Source organism: Butyricicoccus porcorum, assembly GCF_051246315.1.
GTDB lineage: Bacteria > Bacillota > Clostridia > Oscillospirales > Butyricicoccaceae > Butyricicoccus_A > Butyricicoccus_A porcorum.
In genome coordinates this window covers 1,064,265-1,081,451 of sequence record NZ_CP178353.1, presented here as the reverse complement: position 1 = coordinate 1,081,451, position 17,187 = coordinate 1,064,265, and the positions used below count along the sequence as shown (strand labels likewise).

The 17,187-nt window shown below is 55.1% G+C and carries 14 protein-coding genes and 1 tRNA gene; 3 read left to right on the top strand and 12 right to left on the bottom strand.

All coding sequences use genetic code 11. The features are described from left to right. Positions 1-52: 52 nt before the first annotated feature. From ACLM7Z_RS05215 to ACLM7Z_RS05180, 8 genes are all read right to left on the bottom strand, one after another. Positions 53-1,843, bottom strand: a complete 1,791-nt coding sequence (locus ACLM7Z_RS05215) for an S-layer homology domain-containing protein (RefSeq protein ID WP_435645656.1) — start codon at positions 1,841-1,843, stop codon at positions 53-55. Between the two features lie 151 nt (positions 1,844-1,994). Then, the gene (gene argF / locus ACLM7Z_RS05210) at positions 1,995-2,921 is read right to left on the bottom strand and encodes an ornithine carbamoyltransferase (protein ID WP_087019105.1); all 927 of its coding nucleotides are present in this window, start codon (positions 2,919-2,921) and stop codon (positions 1,995-1,997) included. 94 nt (positions 2,922-3,015) lie between these two features. Then, the gene (locus ACLM7Z_RS05205) at positions 3,016-4,200 is read right to left on the bottom strand and encodes an aspartate aminotransferase family protein (protein WP_087019107.1); all 1,185 of its coding nucleotides are present in this window, start codon (positions 4,198-4,200) and stop codon (positions 3,016-3,018) included. 29 nt (positions 4,201-4,229) lie between these two features. Continuing rightward, a complete protein-coding gene (argB, locus tag ACLM7Z_RS05200) occupies positions 4,230-5,099 on the bottom strand; it encodes an acetylglutamate kinase (RefSeq protein ID WP_242969822.1) in 870 nt (289 codons plus the stop codon). Between the two features lie 16 nt (positions 5,100-5,115). Continuing rightward, positions 5,116-6,342, bottom strand: a complete 1,227-nt coding sequence (argJ, locus tag ACLM7Z_RS05195; RefSeq protein WP_087019109.1) for a bifunctional glutamate N-acetyltransferase/amino-acid acetyltransferase ArgJ — start codon at positions 6,340-6,342, stop codon at positions 5,116-5,118. A 40-nt stretch (positions 6,343-6,382) separates the two neighbouring features. Next, complete coding sequence (argC, locus tag ACLM7Z_RS05190) at positions 6,383-7,321, bottom strand: N-acetyl-gamma-glutamyl-phosphate reductase (protein ID WP_087019111.1); 939 nt, start codon at positions 7,319-7,321, stop codon at positions 6,383-6,385. A 15-nt stretch (positions 7,322-7,336) separates the two neighbouring features. Continuing rightward, positions 7,337-8,755 (bottom strand): argininosuccinate lyase, encoded by a 1,419-nt coding sequence (gene argH, locus ACLM7Z_RS05185; RefSeq protein WP_087019113.1) that lies wholly within the window; start codon positions 8,753-8,755, stop codon positions 7,337-7,339. A 154-nt stretch (positions 8,756-8,909) separates the two neighbouring features. Next, positions 8,910-10,163 (bottom strand): argininosuccinate synthase, encoded by a 1,254-nt coding sequence (locus tag ACLM7Z_RS05180; RefSeq protein ID WP_273349310.1) that lies wholly within the window; start codon positions 10,161-10,163, stop codon positions 8,910-8,912. Between the two features lie 432 nt (positions 10,164-10,595). Between ACLM7Z_RS05180 and ACLM7Z_RS05175 the strand changes: the two genes are divergently transcribed. From ACLM7Z_RS05175 to ACLM7Z_RS05165, 3 genes are all read left to right on the top strand, one after another. Then, the gene (locus tag ACLM7Z_RS05175) at positions 10,596-11,123 is read left to right on the top strand and encodes a hypothetical protein (protein ID WP_087019117.1); all 528 of its coding nucleotides are present in this window, start codon (positions 10,596-10,598) and stop codon (positions 11,121-11,123) included. A 157-nt stretch (positions 11,124-11,280) separates the two neighbouring features. Continuing rightward, positions 11,281-11,553: an autorepressor SdpR family transcription factor gene (locus ACLM7Z_RS05170; protein ID WP_087019119.1), complete on the top strand. Its 273-nt coding sequence runs from the start codon at positions 11,281-11,283 to the stop codon at positions 11,551-11,553. Further along, positions 11,550-12,200 (top strand): SdpI family protein, encoded by a 651-nt coding sequence (locus tag ACLM7Z_RS05165; RefSeq protein WP_435645655.1) that lies wholly within the window; start codon positions 11,550-11,552, stop codon positions 12,198-12,200. Before ACLM7Z_RS05170 ends, ACLM7Z_RS05165 begins: the two co-directional genes overlap by 4 nt. 114 nt (positions 12,201-12,314) lie before the next feature. Here the strand turns inward: ACLM7Z_RS05165 and ACLM7Z_RS05160 are convergent, their stop codons facing one another. From ACLM7Z_RS05160 to glpK, 4 genes are all read right to left on the bottom strand, one after another. After that, entirely contained in the window at positions 12,315-13,658 is a 1,344-nt protein-coding gene (locus tag ACLM7Z_RS05160; protein ID WP_087019123.1) for a glucose-6-phosphate isomerase, read from the bottom strand. 345 nt (positions 13,659-14,003) lie between these two features. Further along, entirely contained in the window at positions 14,004-15,227 is a 1,224-nt protein-coding gene (locus tag ACLM7Z_RS05155; protein ID WP_087019125.1) for a M20 metallopeptidase family protein, read from the bottom strand. A 220-nt stretch (positions 15,228-15,447) separates the two neighbouring features. Next, positions 15,448-15,524: transfer RNA gene (locus ACLM7Z_RS05150), tRNA-Arg, on the bottom strand. Between the two features lie 129 nt (positions 15,525-15,653). Continuing rightward, complete coding sequence (glpK, locus tag ACLM7Z_RS05145; protein ID WP_087019127.1) at positions 15,654-17,150, bottom strand: glycerol kinase GlpK; 1,497 nt, start codon at positions 17,148-17,150, stop codon at positions 15,654-15,656. Positions 17,151-17,187: the final 37 nt, after the last annotated feature.

The following is a 17,187-nucleotide window of genomic DNA, read 5'->3' as shown; positions in this document are numbered from 1 at the left end:
CGAAAGGGCTTTTGCATGGAATCGGTTGATTTGTTGTCGTCCGGTTGAGCGGTCAGGCAACCTTGGAAATCATAACCGCAGTTGCGGTGCGGGTTGCCTTGCCGGTCGGCTGCAATTCGTTCTTATTGGTGCCATTCATGACGCCGTCTCTGACAGCCCAGTTCATCGCGGTGAGTGCCCAATCCGAAACTTCGTCGGCATCGGCAAACGAATCGATGTAACCCTCTTCGACATACGGTGCACCCATGTACTTATACAGCATCAGTGCCAGCTGTTCGCGGGTGATGGCATCATTGACGCCGAAACGGGTGTCGGAAACGCCGTGCGCAATATCATTGCTGTCCGCCCACACTACCGCATTGGTGTACCACTGACCTGCCGGGACATCGCTGAAGTGGTTGATGTAGGTCACCTCCGGCTTGCCGGCAATGCTGTACAGAATCTGTGCAAACTGTGCACGTGTCAGCGACGTATTGATTCCGAAGTTGACACAGGTCAGACCGGACATGTAATTCTGCTCATAGACGTACTGAATATACGGCTTGCCCCAGAACTCAGAGCTGGAGGAAGCGGCATCTGCAACGTCATAGAACGGGAGGATCTTCCAGTCGGAAACAACGGACAGCTCCGGGTATTCCAGCCAGTCCACAAAATTCTGGTCATCCATCACATGACCGGACATATTATTCACTCTCTGGAAAAAGTAATCGTAATTGTAGCTGTTCTCGCTGCCGTCGTCCCAGGTGACGTCAACGCCGGTCCAGTACTTGCCATAGCGAAGATTGTTCCACATATGGTTGCCGCTGTCGCTGGTTACAACAGTCGCGGTGATGCCTGCGCGCTGGCAGAGCAGCTGGAACGCGCGGGAATATCCCTCGCAGACCGGACCCTTCACGCTGCTGTTCGAGCTGCTGAGCAGGGCACCGACACACGACCACGGTGCACCGGATACGCTGGTCACATAATTGTTGCTGGAAACCGCATCATGGTTGTAGCTGTTGTTCTCGCACAGCCAGTCGTGGAAGAACATCATCTTGTCATAGGCGCGCGGATAATCTGCCGCCGCATTGACAAGTTCCTTGACCTTGTTTTCCATCTGGGTATTCAGCGTGGTGCGGTCCGACTTCGTCGTGAAGCCCGCCGAATACATTGGGCGGAAATAGATCGTCACAGAAGTTTTGCTGTAGGTGCCACTGATGCCCATATATCCGTTGGAATAGAACATCTCCGGGGTATCATAATCGAGACTCAGATACGTGAGCCATTCCATGTCTCCCATCAGATCTTCATAATTGGACGAATTGATGCCGCTCAGATTGATCGTCACGGCAAATCTCTTCATATTGCTGTCGCTGTTGTCCTTCAGACACTGGCTGTTTGCGCCCTTGCGGACATCCGCTCTGTAGGCATCATACAGCTTTTTCATCGCCTTGCCAACGGCATAGGTCTTGCTGCTGGTCTGAACCACGAGGTTCGACAGCTGCGCGCCATACGAAGAAAACTTCGTTGTCGTGTACTCTGCCTTTTCGGCACGCTCGGTCTGCTCCGGGAGCTCCGCAGAATAGGTCTTGATGCGTTCGGTCGGCTCGATCTCCTGTGTCGGCTCAGACATCTTGTTGCCGGTGCCAATTGTAATTTCAGGCTCAATGATTTCCGTTCCCTCCGGGAGCTGATCCCGCGTCGTAAACGTATATCCCTCGCCGGAAACCTCGTTCAGCAAAGCGGTGATATCCGAACCACCCGCTGCCGTATCATCATCCGGTCCACTGGTTGCAGCTGCCATCGGCATCAGCGAGCACAGCATTGCCGCCGTCAGAAGGAAGGCTGTCAATTTTTTCTTCATGGAATCCCTCTTTTCATAAATATGGTGTTTTCATTGTAACACATGAACAAAGGAAAATCTATGTATCTTTTCAGATTCATGCAATTTTATATATAAAATCCCGGAGCCGGCTGCTGCCTGTCCCGGGATTCTGTCATCCAAACCGGTCAGTTTATTCTCCTGTGTGCCCCATCAGTGCGACCATGACCGCCTTCTGTGCATGCAGACGGTTCTCCGATTCTTCAAAGATTTCATCTGCGTGTTCTTCCAGCACCTCATCCGTGATCTCCTCGCCGCGGTGCGCCGGCATGCAGTGCTGTACCATGACGCCCTCCTTGCAGCAGGCAAGCAGGTCACGGTTGATCTGGAAACCGGCGAAATCAATGCGGCGCTGGGCAGCCTGCCCTTCCTGTCCCATCGACGCCCAGACATCGGTGAACAGAACATCCGCATTTTCCGCCGCCTGATGTACATCGTGCGTTAGCAGGAACTTTGCACCCTTTGCCTTTTCTGCCTCGGTAAATGCCAGCACCTCCGGATGCGGCTCATACCCCTCCGGCGTCGCAATGCTGACATCCATACCCGCTTTCAGGCAGCCGACGATCAGCGAATTGGCCATGTTAAAGCCGTCACCGATGAAGCCCATTTTCAGCCCTTCCAGCTGTGCGAAGTGCTCCCGCACGGTCATCAGATCTGCCAGCACCTGACACGGATGTGCAAAGTCAGTCATGCCGTTGATGACCGGGATGGAACCGTATTCCGCAAGCGATTCCGCTTCGTTCTGCGCGAAGGTACGGATCATGATGCCGTCCAGATAGCGCGACAACACGCGCGCCGTGTCCTGCACCGGCTCACCGCGTCCGATCTGCAAATCGCGATTGGACAGGAACATTGCCTGTCCGCCCAGCTGATACATGCCCGCCTCAAACGAAACGCGCGTGCGCGTCGACGATTTCTGGAAGATCATGCCGAGGCTTTTTCCCTCCAGATGGCGGTGCGGGATGTTGTGCTTTTTTTCGTATTTGAGCTGGTCGGCGAGGTCAAGGATGGATACGATATCCTCCTTCGAGCAGTCGAGCAGCTTGAGAAGATTCTTCATCTGCGTTCACTCCTGTCTGTATTGTTTCAAAAATCTCCCCGAAGAGGGAGCTTTCTGTGACAGAAGCAGCAGCGCCCTCTCGTATATCCGGGGTTTACTTGCAGAATACCTTCTGCATGACAGCCAGCGCCTCGTCCATTTCCTCATAGGAAATCGACAGCGGCGGCAGCAGGCGGATGGCATTGGTTCCGGCAGTCAGCACAAGAACACCTGCATCCATGATTTCCTTAACCAGTGCTGCGCGCGCGTCTGCGTCGACAACGATGCCGAGCATCAGACCCATGCCGCGGACATCCTTTACCTTGTCCGAGCCGAAGCCGAGGATTTTTGCCTTGAGGTATTCGCCCTTTTCCGTGACGGATTTCAGGAATTCCGGCTGCGTGACCTCGGACAGCACCGCATTGGCTGCGGCGCAGATCATCGGCGTGCCGCCGAAGGTCGTCGCGTGCGTGCCCGGGCCGAGCACCGTATCGCAGGTATCTGCCGCCATGACCGCGCCGATCGGTACGCCGCCGCCAAGACCCTTTGCCATCGAAACGACATCCGGCTTGATGCCGTACTGCTGGAAGCAGAACAGCGAGCCGGTGCGGCCGATGCCGGTCTGTACCTCGTCGATGAGCAGCAGCAGGTCGTTCTCACGGCACAGTGCTTCGACCTGATGAACAAAGTCCGGATCGAGCGGCAGCACGCCGCCCTCGCCCTGAATCAGCTCCATCATAATGGCACAGGTGTGACCGTTGACCGCTGCCTTGACCGAGTCGATGTCATTGGCATTTGCATATGCAAAGCCCTCGGTAAACGGGAAGAAATACTGGTGAAATTTGTCCTGTCCGGTCGCCTTCAGCGTTGTAATCGTGCGGCCATGGAACGAATTGTACAGCGTGACGATTTCCGCGCGTCCCTCGCCGTATTTGTCATACGAATATTTGCGGGCGAGCTTAATCATGCCCTCATTGGACTCCGCGCCGGAGTTGGAAAAGAACACCTTGCTCATGCCGGTCTGCGTGCACAGCGTCTTTGCAGCCTGTACCATCGGTTCGGTGGTGAACAGGTTGGAGACATGCATCAGCTTATGTGCCTGCGTGGTGATTGCATCGATGATTTTCTCATTGTTATAGCCAAGGCAGCACACGCCGATGCCGCTGGTCAGGTCGATATAGCGCTTGCCCTCGACATCCCACAGCTGTGCACCGTTGCCGTGGTCGAGTGCAATGTCAAACCGGCCGTAGGTATTCATTACATACTGGTTTTCCTGCTCCTTGAGCTCGTGATATGTCATTGGATTGTTTTCCCCTTTTTTCTTTTGGATCAGTAGAACATCGTGCCGACACCCTGATTGCTGAACAGCTCGATCAGGATCGAATGCTCGACGCGGCCGTCCTGAATATTGGCCTGACGGACACCCTCGCGCACTGCTTCAACACAGCAGTCGACCTTCGGGATCATGCCGCCCGCAATAATGCCATCCTTGATGAGCTTGGGCACAGCGGAGACCTTGACCTCCGGCAGCAGAGTATTCTCATCGTGGCGATCCATCAGCAGACCGCGCACATCGGTCAGCAGGATGAGCTTTTCCGCCTGCAAGGCAACTGCCAGCTTGGCAGCCGCAAGGTCAGCATTGATGTTGTAGTTGGTGTCGTCATCCACACCGAGCGCAACGGTGGAGACAACCGGGATATAGCCGTGCTCAAGCATATCGACAACCGGCTCCGGATTGACCTTGACAATGTTGCCGACATAGCCGTAATCTGTGCCATCGGCATCGATCTTGCGCACAGCCTGGAACAGTCCGCCGTCCATGCCGCTCAGGCCGACGCCCGCGCCGCCCGCATTGCCGAGCAGCGATACAAGATCTTTGTTGACCTTGCCGCACAGCACCATCTGGACAATGTCCATGGTTTCACGGTCTGTATAGCGCAGACCGTTGACAAATTCAGACTGCTTGCCGATTTTCTTGAGCATACCGCTGATCTCCGGGCCGCCGCCGTGTACGACAACGACGCGGACACCGACCAGACTCAGCAGGACAATGTCATGAATAACGGCATCCTTGAGTGTTTCGTTAATCATAGCGTTGCCGCCGTACTTGACAACGACGGTTTTGCCATAATATTTCTGGATATGCGGCAGTGCTTCAATCAGCACCTGCGCGCGCTGGTTTTCCATTTCTTCTGCCATGTGATTTCCTCCGAACTCAGGTACGGTAATCGCCGTTGATCCTGACGTAATCATAGGTCAGATCACAGCCGAATGCAGTGGCCTGATCGTCGCCCTCGTGGATGTCGATATCGATGGAAATTTCCTTCTCCGACAGAACCTTCTTTGCGAGATCTTCATCAAAATCAAGGCCTTCGCCGTGCTCACAGACAGTGACCGCACCTGCTGCGCTGGAAAAGCCGATGGTGACATATTCCGGGCGGAACGGCGCCTTGGAATAGCCCATCGCGCACAGCACACGGCCCCAGTTTGCGTCCTCGCCGAACATGGCAGCCTTGACCAGGCTGGAAGCGATGACAGCCTTCGCCAGGCGTTCCGCATATTCCTCCGCACGGGAGTTTTTGACGGTGCAGCAGATCAGCTTGCTCGCGCCCTCACCGTCCGCTGCCATCTTCTTCGCCAGCGTCAGGCAGACTTCCTCGAGTGCGGCATAAAACGTATGATATGCCTCATCCTTCCAGTCGATCAGCTGATTGCCCGCCATGCCGTTTGCCATGACGACACAGGTATCGTTGGTCGAGGTATCGCCGTCGACCGAAATGCGATTGAACGTGCGTTCCACAACGTCCTGTAACGCGGTGCGCAGCAGCGACGGGTCGATGGCACAGTCCGTCGTGACAAAGCACAGCATGGTGCCCATATTCGGATGAATCATGCCGGAGCCCTTGGCAATGCCGCCCATATGGCAGGTCTTTCCGCCGCAGTCAAACTCAACCGCAGCCGTCTTCTCGACAAGGTCAGTGGTCATGATGGCTCGGTTTGCCTCCACGGACGCCTCCGCGCTGTCAGACAGCTTCGCCGCGAGTGCTTCCATGCTGCCCTCAATGGCTTCGATGTTGAGGCGCTGGCCGATGACGCCGGTCGAGCCGACGAGTACACGGTCTTCCTCAATGCCGGTGACCTTCGCCGCAGCTGCCGCCATGCGGCGTGCATTTTCCATGCCCTCCGGCGCACATGCATTCGCGTTGCCGGAATTGGCGACAATCGCCTGTGCCACACCGTTTTCCAGATGCTCCATGCAGACATAAATCGGAGCTGCCTTGACGCGGTTGTTGGTGAACGTCGCCGCAGTTGCCGCGGGGCATGCGCTGACGATCAGCGCGAGATCATTTTTCTCCTGTGGGCTGCCTGTCTTGACGCCGCAATGTAGTGCGGCTGCCCGGAAGCCCGTTGCGGCGCAAACGCCGCCTTCTATCTTTTTCATATATTCGTTCCTTTCAAACCAATCGAAAAAAGCGTGAATTTCACTTTGTCAGTCCGGTGGTTTCGTCAAACCCGAGCATGAGGTTCATATTCTGAACCGCCGCGCCGGATGCGCCCTTACCGAGATTGTCAAACAGCGCAGTGACAATGGTCTGTTCCTCATGGCCGCAGACGATCAGCTCCAGGCTGTCGCGTCCCGCCATCGTGTCGGAATAAATCACCGGTTCTTCGCCGCCGAACGGCATGACATTGACCATGGTCTGATCCGCATAATAGTCTGCCAGCTTCGCATGAATGTCCTGCGCCGTCGGCGCGCCGGGCAGCAGCCGGTTGTGCAGCATGACGGTGGACGCCATGCCCTTATAAAAGTCGCCGAGAATCGGGACAAACACCGGCGCTGCCGCCAGACCGCATACATGCGTCATCTCCGGCAGATGCTTGTGTTTGAGTGTCAGTCCATAAATGCGATGCGACTCATGGCGCGGGTCGCGGTTCACATCCTCATATTCCGCAATCAGCTTTTTGCCGCCGCCGGAATAGCCGGTCAGCGAAGAGCAGGTCAGCGGATAATCCGGCGGAACGATGCCCAACTTGACCAGCGGATACACCGAGGAGATAAACCCGGAGGCATGGCAGCCGGGATTTGCGACACGCTTTGACGTTGCAATTGCCGCGCGGTGCGCTGCGGACAGCTCCGGGAAACCATAATCCCAGTCGGGATGGGTGCGGTGCGCGGTGGACGCGTCAATAAACCGCGTGTTCGGGTTTTCGCACAGTGCAACCGCCTCGCGTGCCGCCGCATCCGGCAGACACAGAAACACGATATCCGCCGCATTGATGAACTTTTTGCGCTCCTGCGTGTCCTTGCGCTTGTCCTCATCGATGAGGATCAGCTCGATATCCTCACGGGATCCCAGCCGCTCAAAAATCTGCAATCCGGTGGTTCCCTCTTTGCCGTCAATATATACTACAGGTTTCATATCGCAGTCCCCCGATTACGTGCGCAGACGGGTGCGCATTTCCGCCAGCTGTTCCTCGGAATCCGCGAGGAAGGTCTCGATCTTGTTGATCTGGCGGGTCACTTCCTTCGGTGCCGGGCCGCCAATGACCGAACGTCCTTCGACACAGGTCTTGAGGTCGAGCGCGTCGTAGACATCCGGGCCGAACTTGTTGGAAATCGAAGCGAAGTCCTTGAGTGTCATGGTTTCCAGCGTCTCATCCGCACGGATGCAGGTGTTGACGAGGCGTCCGACGATCATGTAGGCATCGCGGAACGGTACGCCCTTCTTAACCAGATAGTCCGCGCAGTCGGTCGCATTGATGAAGCCCTGGCTTGCTGCCTTGCGCATGTTCTTCTTGCGCAGGGTCATCGTGCGGAACATCGGCGCAAATACCTCCAGGCACTGCTTGACGGTATCGATTGCGTCGAATACGCACTCCTTGTCCTCCTGCATATCCTTGTTATAGGCCAGCGGCAGTGCCTTCATCGTGGTCATCAGCGTCATCAGGTCGCCATAGACACGGCCGGTCTTGCCGCGGATCAGCTCACAGACATCCGGGTTTTTCTTCTGCGGCATAATGGACGAACCGGTGGAATAAGCGTCATCCAGCTCGGCAAAACGCCACTCCCACGAGCACCACGAGATGACCTCTTCGGACAGTCTCGACATGTGCATCATCATCATGGACAGGCAGCTCATCAGCTCAATGCAGTAATCGCGGTCGGAAACGCCGTCCAGCGAGTTCTCCGTCACACGTGCAAAGCCCAGCTGGTCGCGGACAAATTCACGGTCAATCGGATAGGTGGTGGAAGCCAGTGCACCGGAGCCGAGCGGCAGCTCATCCATGCGCTCAAAGCAGTCCTCCAGACGGGAAATATCACGGCGCAGCATCTGCGCATACGCCATCATATAATGGCCGAACGTGGTCGGCTGTGCGCGCTGCAAATGCGTATAGCCCGGCATGACGGTGTCGAGGTTTTCCTTTGCCTTTTCGACGAGTACCTTCTCGAAGTCAATGGCAAGCTGCATGATCTCGCAGATTTCCTTCTTGACATACAGGCGCATGTCGAGTGCAACCTGGTCGTTTCTCGAGCGCGCCGTATGCAGGCGCTTGCCGGTATCGCCGATGCGCTGCGTCAGCGCAACCTCGATGTTCATATGAATATCTTCGTATTCCGGATTGAATACGTCAAGATCGTTGTTTTCAATGTCATACAGGATTTCTTTCAGTCCTGCAACAATTTTTTCTGCTTCATGCTCCTCGATAATCCCCTGTCTGCCCAGCATCGTGGCGTGTGCGATGGAGCCTGTGATATCCTCGCGGTACAGGCGTCCGTCAAACTGGATGGAGGAGTTAAAGTCATTTACTACATTGTCGGTTTCCTTCTGGAAACGTCCGGCCCAGAGTTTCATAAGGCGGTCTCCTTTTATCCGGGAATCGGGTTTTCCCGGTCATTTGCTTGCGTATCGAAAAAATGGGCAATGCCCTGAAAAACACACAATGGGCGGACGCGCACGCCCGCCCGATTGTGACAATCGTTCCGATTTTATGGTTGTTTTTTTCGGATTACTCCACGGTCGGGAATTCACGGCCGGTGGTCTTCTTCAGGTTTGCGTCGTTGAGCGCACGCACCTTCAGCGGCAGGCCGAACAGGTTGATGAAGCCCTCGGAATCTGCCTGATTGTATGCATCATCCGCATCGAAGGTTGCCATCGCCTCGGAATGCAGGCTGTACGGAGAGGTGACGGAAGCCGGGATGATGTTGCCCTTGTACAGCTTCAGCTTGACGTCGCCGGTAACCGTCTTCTGGGTCTCGTCGACGAATGCGCTCATCGCCTTGCGCAGCGGGGTGTACCACTGACCGTTGTATACCAGCTCGCCGAACTTCATCGCCAGCTGAGCCTTATAATGTGCGGTCTCCTTGTCGAGGGTGATCTCCTCGAGCTTCTTGTGTGCCGCATACATGATTGCGCCGCCCGGGGTCTCATAGACGCCACGGCTCTTCATGCCGACCAGACGGTTCTCGACCAGGTCGAGCAGACCGATGCCGTTTGCGCCGCCCAGCTCGTTGAGCTTCTTCAGCAGTGCAACAGACTCCATCTCCTCGCCGTCGATTGCGGTCGGAACGCCCTGCTCAAAGTGGATGGTGACATAGGTCGGCTTGTCCGGAGCAGCCTCCGGGGAAACGCCCATCTCAAGGATCTCATCGTACTTCGGCTCGTTTGCCGGGTCCTCCAGGTCGAGGCCCTCGTGGGACAGATGCCAGATATTCTTATCCTTGGAGTAGTTGGTCTCACGGTTGATTTTCAGCGGGATGTTGTGTGCTTCCGCGTAATCGATTTCCTTATCACGGCTGTCCAGCTCCCAGAAGCGCCACGGAGCGAGTACCTGCATCTCCGGTGCGAATGCCTTGATTGCCAGCTCAAAACGTACCTGGTCATTGCCCTTACCGGTGCAGCCGTGTACGATGGTGTCCGCGCCTTCCGCCTTTGCGATTTCGACGAGGCGGCGTGCGATGATCGGACGTGCGAAGGAGGTGCCCAGCAGGTAGCCTTCGTAATCCGCGCCGGCCTTCATGGTCGGGATAATATAATCGTCAACGAATTCCTTGGTCAGATCCATGACATACAGCTTGGAAGCGCCGGTCTTGAGTGCCTTTTCCTCCAGGCCGTCCAGCTCGGTGCCCTGTCCGACGTCACCGGAAACCGCGATGACCTCACAGCCGTAGTTTTCCTTCAGCCACGGGATGAGGACGGAAGTATCCAGACCGCCGGAATATGCCAAAACTGCTTTTTTAATCTTCATATCTTTCGTTGCCATGTTGTATAAGCCTCCATTGAAAAGGGCGGTTTGTTTTGTTAAATCCGCAAAAACCGTGTTTTCGCGTCCCAATCGCCCCTGTTTTTGTCATGTCCCTATTATAATCCCCCTATGCACGGAATGCAAGGAAAATTTGTAATTATTTCTTAAATTGTATATTTATTCATACGATCTATTACTCTTGCGGGACAAATTTCCCATTTTTCTTCCTGCAATGTTTGATTTTGTTTGCAAAGCCGTTACAATATCATGTCAATTCCGTATTTTTTCGCGTTTTCTCTTGCAAATGTGTCGTCTTTGCCGTATGATAACCATAATGCGCGGAGTGATAATTTATTTAAAAATTCCGTGTGATTTTTACAAAATTCCCGTGCATACGCATGCACATTGCATCGCTGTGCTGCGGTTTCCGCACGGCAGAGGAGGCTTGTCATGAAACGATTCCTGTGTATCCTGCTGTCCGCATCGCTGCTGCTGTGCCCAGTTCTGACCGGCTGCGGCGATAAAAAAGAAGACACATCTGAGTCCGCCGGAGCAGAGGCGCTTACTCCGCAGGACAGCGACACCATGCACCTGAACATGCTGTTTACTCTGATCGGCACACCGGATGTCGGTGTCACTGAGCTGCTGGGCGATGGCATCGATCAGAAATACCGCGCGGACGGTTCGCTGAAAATGCGCACATTTGACGGCACCGCCTGCGGCGTCGATATCACCTTTGATGTCTGTTATGATGAACTGGGCGATGTCTCCTCTGTCGATGTGGATTTCCCCTCATCGGTCTCGGAGGAGCAGCTCTCCGCGACAGTCACCGAGCTGACCGGACGCAAGCCGTCCAAGGACGGCAAATGGCAGGCGGAAACCGCCATCATCTCGCTCGCAAAAGCCGACGGGTACATGTGCATGACGCTGGAGCCGTTCTCCGCCGAACCGGACAGCGATGACCCGGTGCAATACTGACCGTTCCTTTGCCGCTTTCCCTTCCGGGAAGCGGCTTCTTTTTTGCCCAAATATTCATTTAGAAATTTGTCTAATTGTCTATTGACACAATCCCGTGCGCATGCTATCTTATATTTAGACAACAATCTAAATATAAGACACACAGGAGGGATGCCGTATGTCCTTTCAACAGACGTTCAAGGCGCTGTCCGACCCGACGCGCCGCGAAATTCTGACGCTATTAAAAGGCGGCCCGATGACAGCGGGTGAGGTCGTCGCACACTTCGACAGCACCGGCGCGACGATCTCCCATCACCTGTCCATCCTGAAGGATGCGGGGCTGGTCGATGCGAGCCGCCGCGGAAAATTCATCTATTACGAGTTAAACCTGTCCGTGCTGGAGGAAATCATGGCATGGATTGCGGAGTTACAGGGAGGAGACCCATCATGAAACGATCCGATTCTGTCAGACTGATTCCGATCTGCCTTCTGGCTCTTGCGCCGCTGCTCGCCGCGCTCATCGCCTACCAATATCTGCCCGCGCGCATTCCGACACACTGGGATGCATCCGGTGTCATCACATACAGTGACCGCTGGTTTATTCTGCCGCTGTCCGCCATCAGCGCAGTTGTCACCGGTCTGATGTTTGTGACGCGACGCATTGATCCGAAACGGGAAAATTACACCCGGTTTTCCGATGCGTACCAGACCTTTATCCTGATCTTCGATGTGTTCATGCTTGCGATCACGCTGTTTGTCATCACCGAATCGGTGCGCCCCGGCACACTGGACGCACAGGTCTTTGTCACGATCCTTGTGGGCATTCTGATTGTCGTCTGCGGCAACCTCATGCCGAAGTTCAAGCACAATTATTTCATCGGCATCCGCACGCCATGGACGCTGGCGAATGAGACCGTCTGGTACCGCACGCATCGTCTGTGCGGTGTGGTATGGGTCATCGGCGGGCTGGTCATTGTGCTGAGTGCATTTCTTCCGGCCAGGGTCTCTCTCCCCGTGCTGCTGACCGCCATTGCCGTTCTTGTCCTCGTCCCGTATATCATGAGCTACGTCTTTTTCCGCCGGGAACAGGGAACCTAACTCACACCAGAAGCAGCAGGGCAATTCGCCCTGCTGCTTTTTCAATCTCGGCACACGCAAAAGCGGCCCACCGGAAATTCCGGTGAGCCGCTCTGTTTGTTCCATTTCAAACGTTTAGCCGTTCATTCTCGCCTCAAGGATCTTCTTCTCCTCTTCAAAGCCCGGCTTGCCGAGCAGAGCGAACATGTTCTTCTTATAGCTCTCAACGCCCGGCTGGTTGAACGGATTGACACCCAGCAGATAGCCGCTCAGGCCGCATGCCTTCTCGAAGAAGTAGCACAGGTAGCCGAAGTGGTATGCATCAGCCTTGTCGACCTCGATGAGGACATTCGGTGCGCCGCCGTCGACATGTGCCAGCAGAGTGCCTGCATATGCCTTGGAGTTGACGAACTGCATGGTCTTGCCTTCCAGATAGTTCAGGCCGTCCAAGTCGCCGTCCATATGGCCGATGGTGACATCAGAGCGCTGCTCCTTGACCCAGACAACCGTCTCAAACAGGTTGCGGGTACCGTCCTGGATAAACTGGCCGATGGAGTGCAGGTCCGTGGAGAATGCTGCGGATACCGGGAAAATGCCCTTCAGATCCTTGCCTTCCGACTCTGCGAACAGCTGCTTGTACCACTCGCCGAACATAACCAGTGCCGGGTCATAGTTGACCAGAATCTCCGTGCCCTTGCCCTTGCGGTACAGGATGTTGCGGATTGCCGCATAGCGGAAGCAGTCGTTGTCCAGCGTGGTGCCGTCAGTAAACGCCTCGCGTGCCTCAGCAGCGCCGCGCATCATCTCAGCGATATCAATGCCGGCAGCGGCGATCGGCAGCAGGCCGACTGCGGACAGAACGGAGAAACGGCCGCCAACGTCGTCCGGTACTACGAAGGTCTCATAGCCCTCTGCATTTGCCAGTTCCTTAAGTGCGCCGCGCGCCTTATCGGTGGTAGCGAAGATGCGATCCTTTGCGCCTTCCTTGCCGTACTTCTTCTCGCACATATCCTTGAAGATGCGGAATGCAATGGCAGGCTCGGTGGTTCTGCCGGACTTGGAAATGACATTGATGCAGAAGTCACGGTCACCGATGATCTTAATAATATCATTCAGCGCGCCGGAGCTGATGTTGTTGCCAAGGAAATATACCTCCGGGATGCCTTCCGGACGGACACTGTTGTACATCTGGCCGAGGCAGAACTCAATTGCCGCACGTGCGCCCAGATACGAGCCGCCGATGCCGATGACGACCAGCACATCACAGGTCTTCTGAATCTTCTTTGCTGCTTCCTGAATGCGTGCGAATTCTTCCTTATCGTAATCGACCGGAAGATTCACCCATCCGAGGAAATCATTGCCCTGCGCAGACTTTTCCAGCAGCATCTTGTTGCAGGTCTGCACCAGCGGGTTCATATACTTCAGCTCGTCTTCGTTCATAAAAGAAGTCAGACCGGTCATTTTCAGTTCCATTGCCATTGTAAACTCCACCTTTTAACGTAAATTTTCTCATATTCTCTTACATGCCGAACCCCTGCATTTCCAAATCCATGCAGGGATTGTTTATAGTATAACACGCCTCTCTTCAAGTTTCCAGTAAAAATTGTGCAAAATTATAATTTTATCCAGTATAACTTATCTGTTTTTGTCATCTTTCCCAACACTTGTGTATACTTCGCCAAAACACACCAAAATTTTACTTATTTCAGTGTATAGTTTCACAATATCTTCCATTTTATATCATATGTAAATTGACTGTCTGCGCGCTGTACAGCAAAAGAGCCTGCCGGAACGGCAGGCTCAAAATCGCTTTCACGCTGAATTTTATCTGTGCTCCTCCAGCCAGCGCAGTGCGGTATAGGCATAAACGGCACTGCCGGCGGAAAGTGCATCTTCGTCAAAACGCACCATCGGGTGATGCTGCGGATAACCGTACCCCTTTTCCGGCTGGCCGGCAGCCAGTGCCAGCATAATAGACGGCACCTCCTGACTGACATAGGCAAAGTCCTCGGAACCTGCGGCACCGGAGGATTTCCCGCCGCCCATCGCACTCAGCTCTGCTGACGAGAACGCCCTGCCCTCGCCCAGCAGTTCCTTGACATAGGTTCCGGCACAGGCCGCAAGGTCTGCATCATTGACCAGCGTCGGGCAGCCGCTGCCAAATACAACCTCCGCCTGTGCGCGGAATGCCGTGGCAACGCCCTGCGTGATCTCCGTCATGCGTTTCTTAATCTTTGTACGCGTCTCCTCGTCAAACGTGCGCAGACTGCCGCCCATGACGACAGCATCCGGGATGACATTCGCAGCCGTACCGGCGTTCATCGTGCCGATGGTCAGCACAGCGCGGTCATCCATCGCCAGCTCCCGCGCCTGAATTTCCTGAAGGGCGATCAGGATATGTGCTGCCGCAGTCAGCGGGTCAACACCCGTGTTCGGCATAGAGCCATGACAGCCCTTGCCCTGTACCTTAATTTCAAAATAATCGGCAGCCGGGGCGCTCACGCCGGGTGGCGAAACGATCACCGTTCCGGCGGCAAACGGCATGCCCGCCATGACATGAATCATCAACGCGGCATCGACATCCGGATTTTTCAGCAGACCCGCTTCGATCATGTCACTGGAGCCCTCGAAGATTTCCTCTGCAGGCTGGAACATCAGCTTGATGGTTCCCTGAATTTCATCCTCATGCTGTTTGAGCAGCCGCGCTGCGCCGAGCAGCATGGCAGTGTGCAAGTCATGCCCACAGGCATGCATCTTTCCGTTGGGGCAGGCAAAATCGACTCCCGACTGCTCCGCAATCGGCAGCGCGTCCATATCGCTGCGCAGCAGGAACACCTTTCCCGGTTTTTTGCCGCCTGCCAATGCGACAAGTCCCGCCTTTCCGCAATCCACAGGCTGATACCCCATATCAGTCAGCTGTTTCCGGACAAATGCAAGCGTATCATGCAGGGCAAAGCCTGTTTCGGCATGCGCATGCAGGTACTGTCTGTCGGACACAATTGTCTGGCGGAGTGCTTCCGCTTCCTGTTTGATCTGTTCTGACGTCATTGTATCTCCTCCATGTATACCAATGCTGTGCCGGCTGGTTTCCTCTTCGCTGCGCACGGCGGCGCAATCCCTTTGTCCTGTATTATACCATAGTTTTTCGGAAAAGAAACGATATCCGGCTTTTTTGCCGTCCAATCTCCGGTTTCTGCGCATCGCAGCCAACATCGTCCAAAACAAAAAAGGAAAAACCGTTGATCTCATTTGAAATCAACGGTTTTTCTGGTACGCCAGAAGGGATTCGAACCCCCGACCTTTTGGTTCGTAGCCAAACACTCTATCCAACTGAGCTACTGGCGCATGTGCAATCTCTTGAGTTTTTCTTGCCATCTCTCGACTGCTTGATTAGTATACCAAGATTTTGCACCCATGTCAACAGTTTTTTCAGGTTTTTTAAAAAAACATTTTCAAAGCCTGTTTTGCGGCTGTTTATTCGGTTTTTGCCCAGCCCAGTGCACGCGAAACTGCCTTATGCCAGCCGGCAAGCAATTCTTCCCGCCGTGCTGTCTCCATCTGCGGTCGGAACGTCCGGTCGGGCACAATCGTGCGGCGAATCTCGTCGCGGTCTGCCCAGCAGCCGACTGCCAGCCCTGCCAGGCAGGCAGCTCCCAATGCCGTTGTCTCCACACAGGCCGGGCGTTCTACCGGCACACCGATGAGGTCTGCCTGAAATTCCATCAGGAAATTGTTGGCACTCGCACCGCCGTCTGCCTTCAGGCTCTGCAATACCAGTCCGGCATCCTTCTGCATGACATCCAGCACATCGGCCGTCTGATACGCCAACGATTCCAGTGCGGCGCGGACGATATGCGCCCGGCTGGTCGCACGTGTCAGGCCGATCAGTGTGCCGCGCGCATAGGGATCCCAATAGGGTGCTCCAAGACCGGTGAATGCCGGGACGAGATACACGCCGCCTGTATCCGCCACACTGCGCGCAATGTCCTCTGATTCAGACGAATGCTCCAGCAGACCGACTTCATCGCGCAGCCATTGAATCGCCGCACCTGCGACAAATACAGAGCCCTCCAGCGCATATTCTACCGTGCCGCCGATGTTCCATGCAATTGTCGTGAGCAGGCCATTGCTGCTGCTGACGGATGTTGTGCCCGTATTCATCAGCAGGAAGCAACCCGTGCCGTAGGTATTTTTTGCCTCGCCCGGCTGCCAGCATGCCTGTCCGAACAGCGCCGCCTGCTGGTCGCCTGCAATGCCTGCAATCGGAATCTCCCGGCCGAGCATGGATGCATCCGCATACGCCACAATGCCGCTCGACGGCACAACCTCCGGCAGCATACACGCCGGAATGTCCAGCTCGCGCAAAATATCTTCATCCCATTGCAGCGTATGAATGTTGTACAGCATCGTGCGCGCCGCGTTGGACGCGTCCGTCACATGCCGTTTCCCGCCCGTCAGGTTCCAGATCAACCAGCTGTCCACTGTGCCGAACAGCAATTCGCCGTTTTCCGCCCGCTGACGCGCGCCGGGAACCGTATCCAGAATCCAGCGCAGTTTGGTCGCAGAGAAATACGCATCGACCACAAGACCGGTTTTATCGCGCAGCATGTCCGTCAGGCCGCGGCTGCGCAGGTCATCCGCCTGCTCTGCCGTGCGGCGGCATTGCCACACAATGGCAGGCGCAATCGGCTTACCTGTCGCCTTATCCCAGACAATGGTTGTCTCGCGCTGGTTGGTAATACCGATGGCGACAATCTGCTCGGGCTGTATTAGGTGTACAGACATGGCACTGCGGCACACCTGTAGCTGTGTTTTCCAGATTTCCATGGCATCCTGTTCCACCCAGCCGTCATGCGGATAATTCAGATGCAACTCCTTCTGTGCCACAGCACACATCTGTCCTGCGCGGTCAAACAGGATACAACGCGCACTTGTCGTACCCGCATCAATCGCAAGAATATATTGTTCCATTTCATCACTCTCCCATGAGAAAAAATGCGGCGTACCC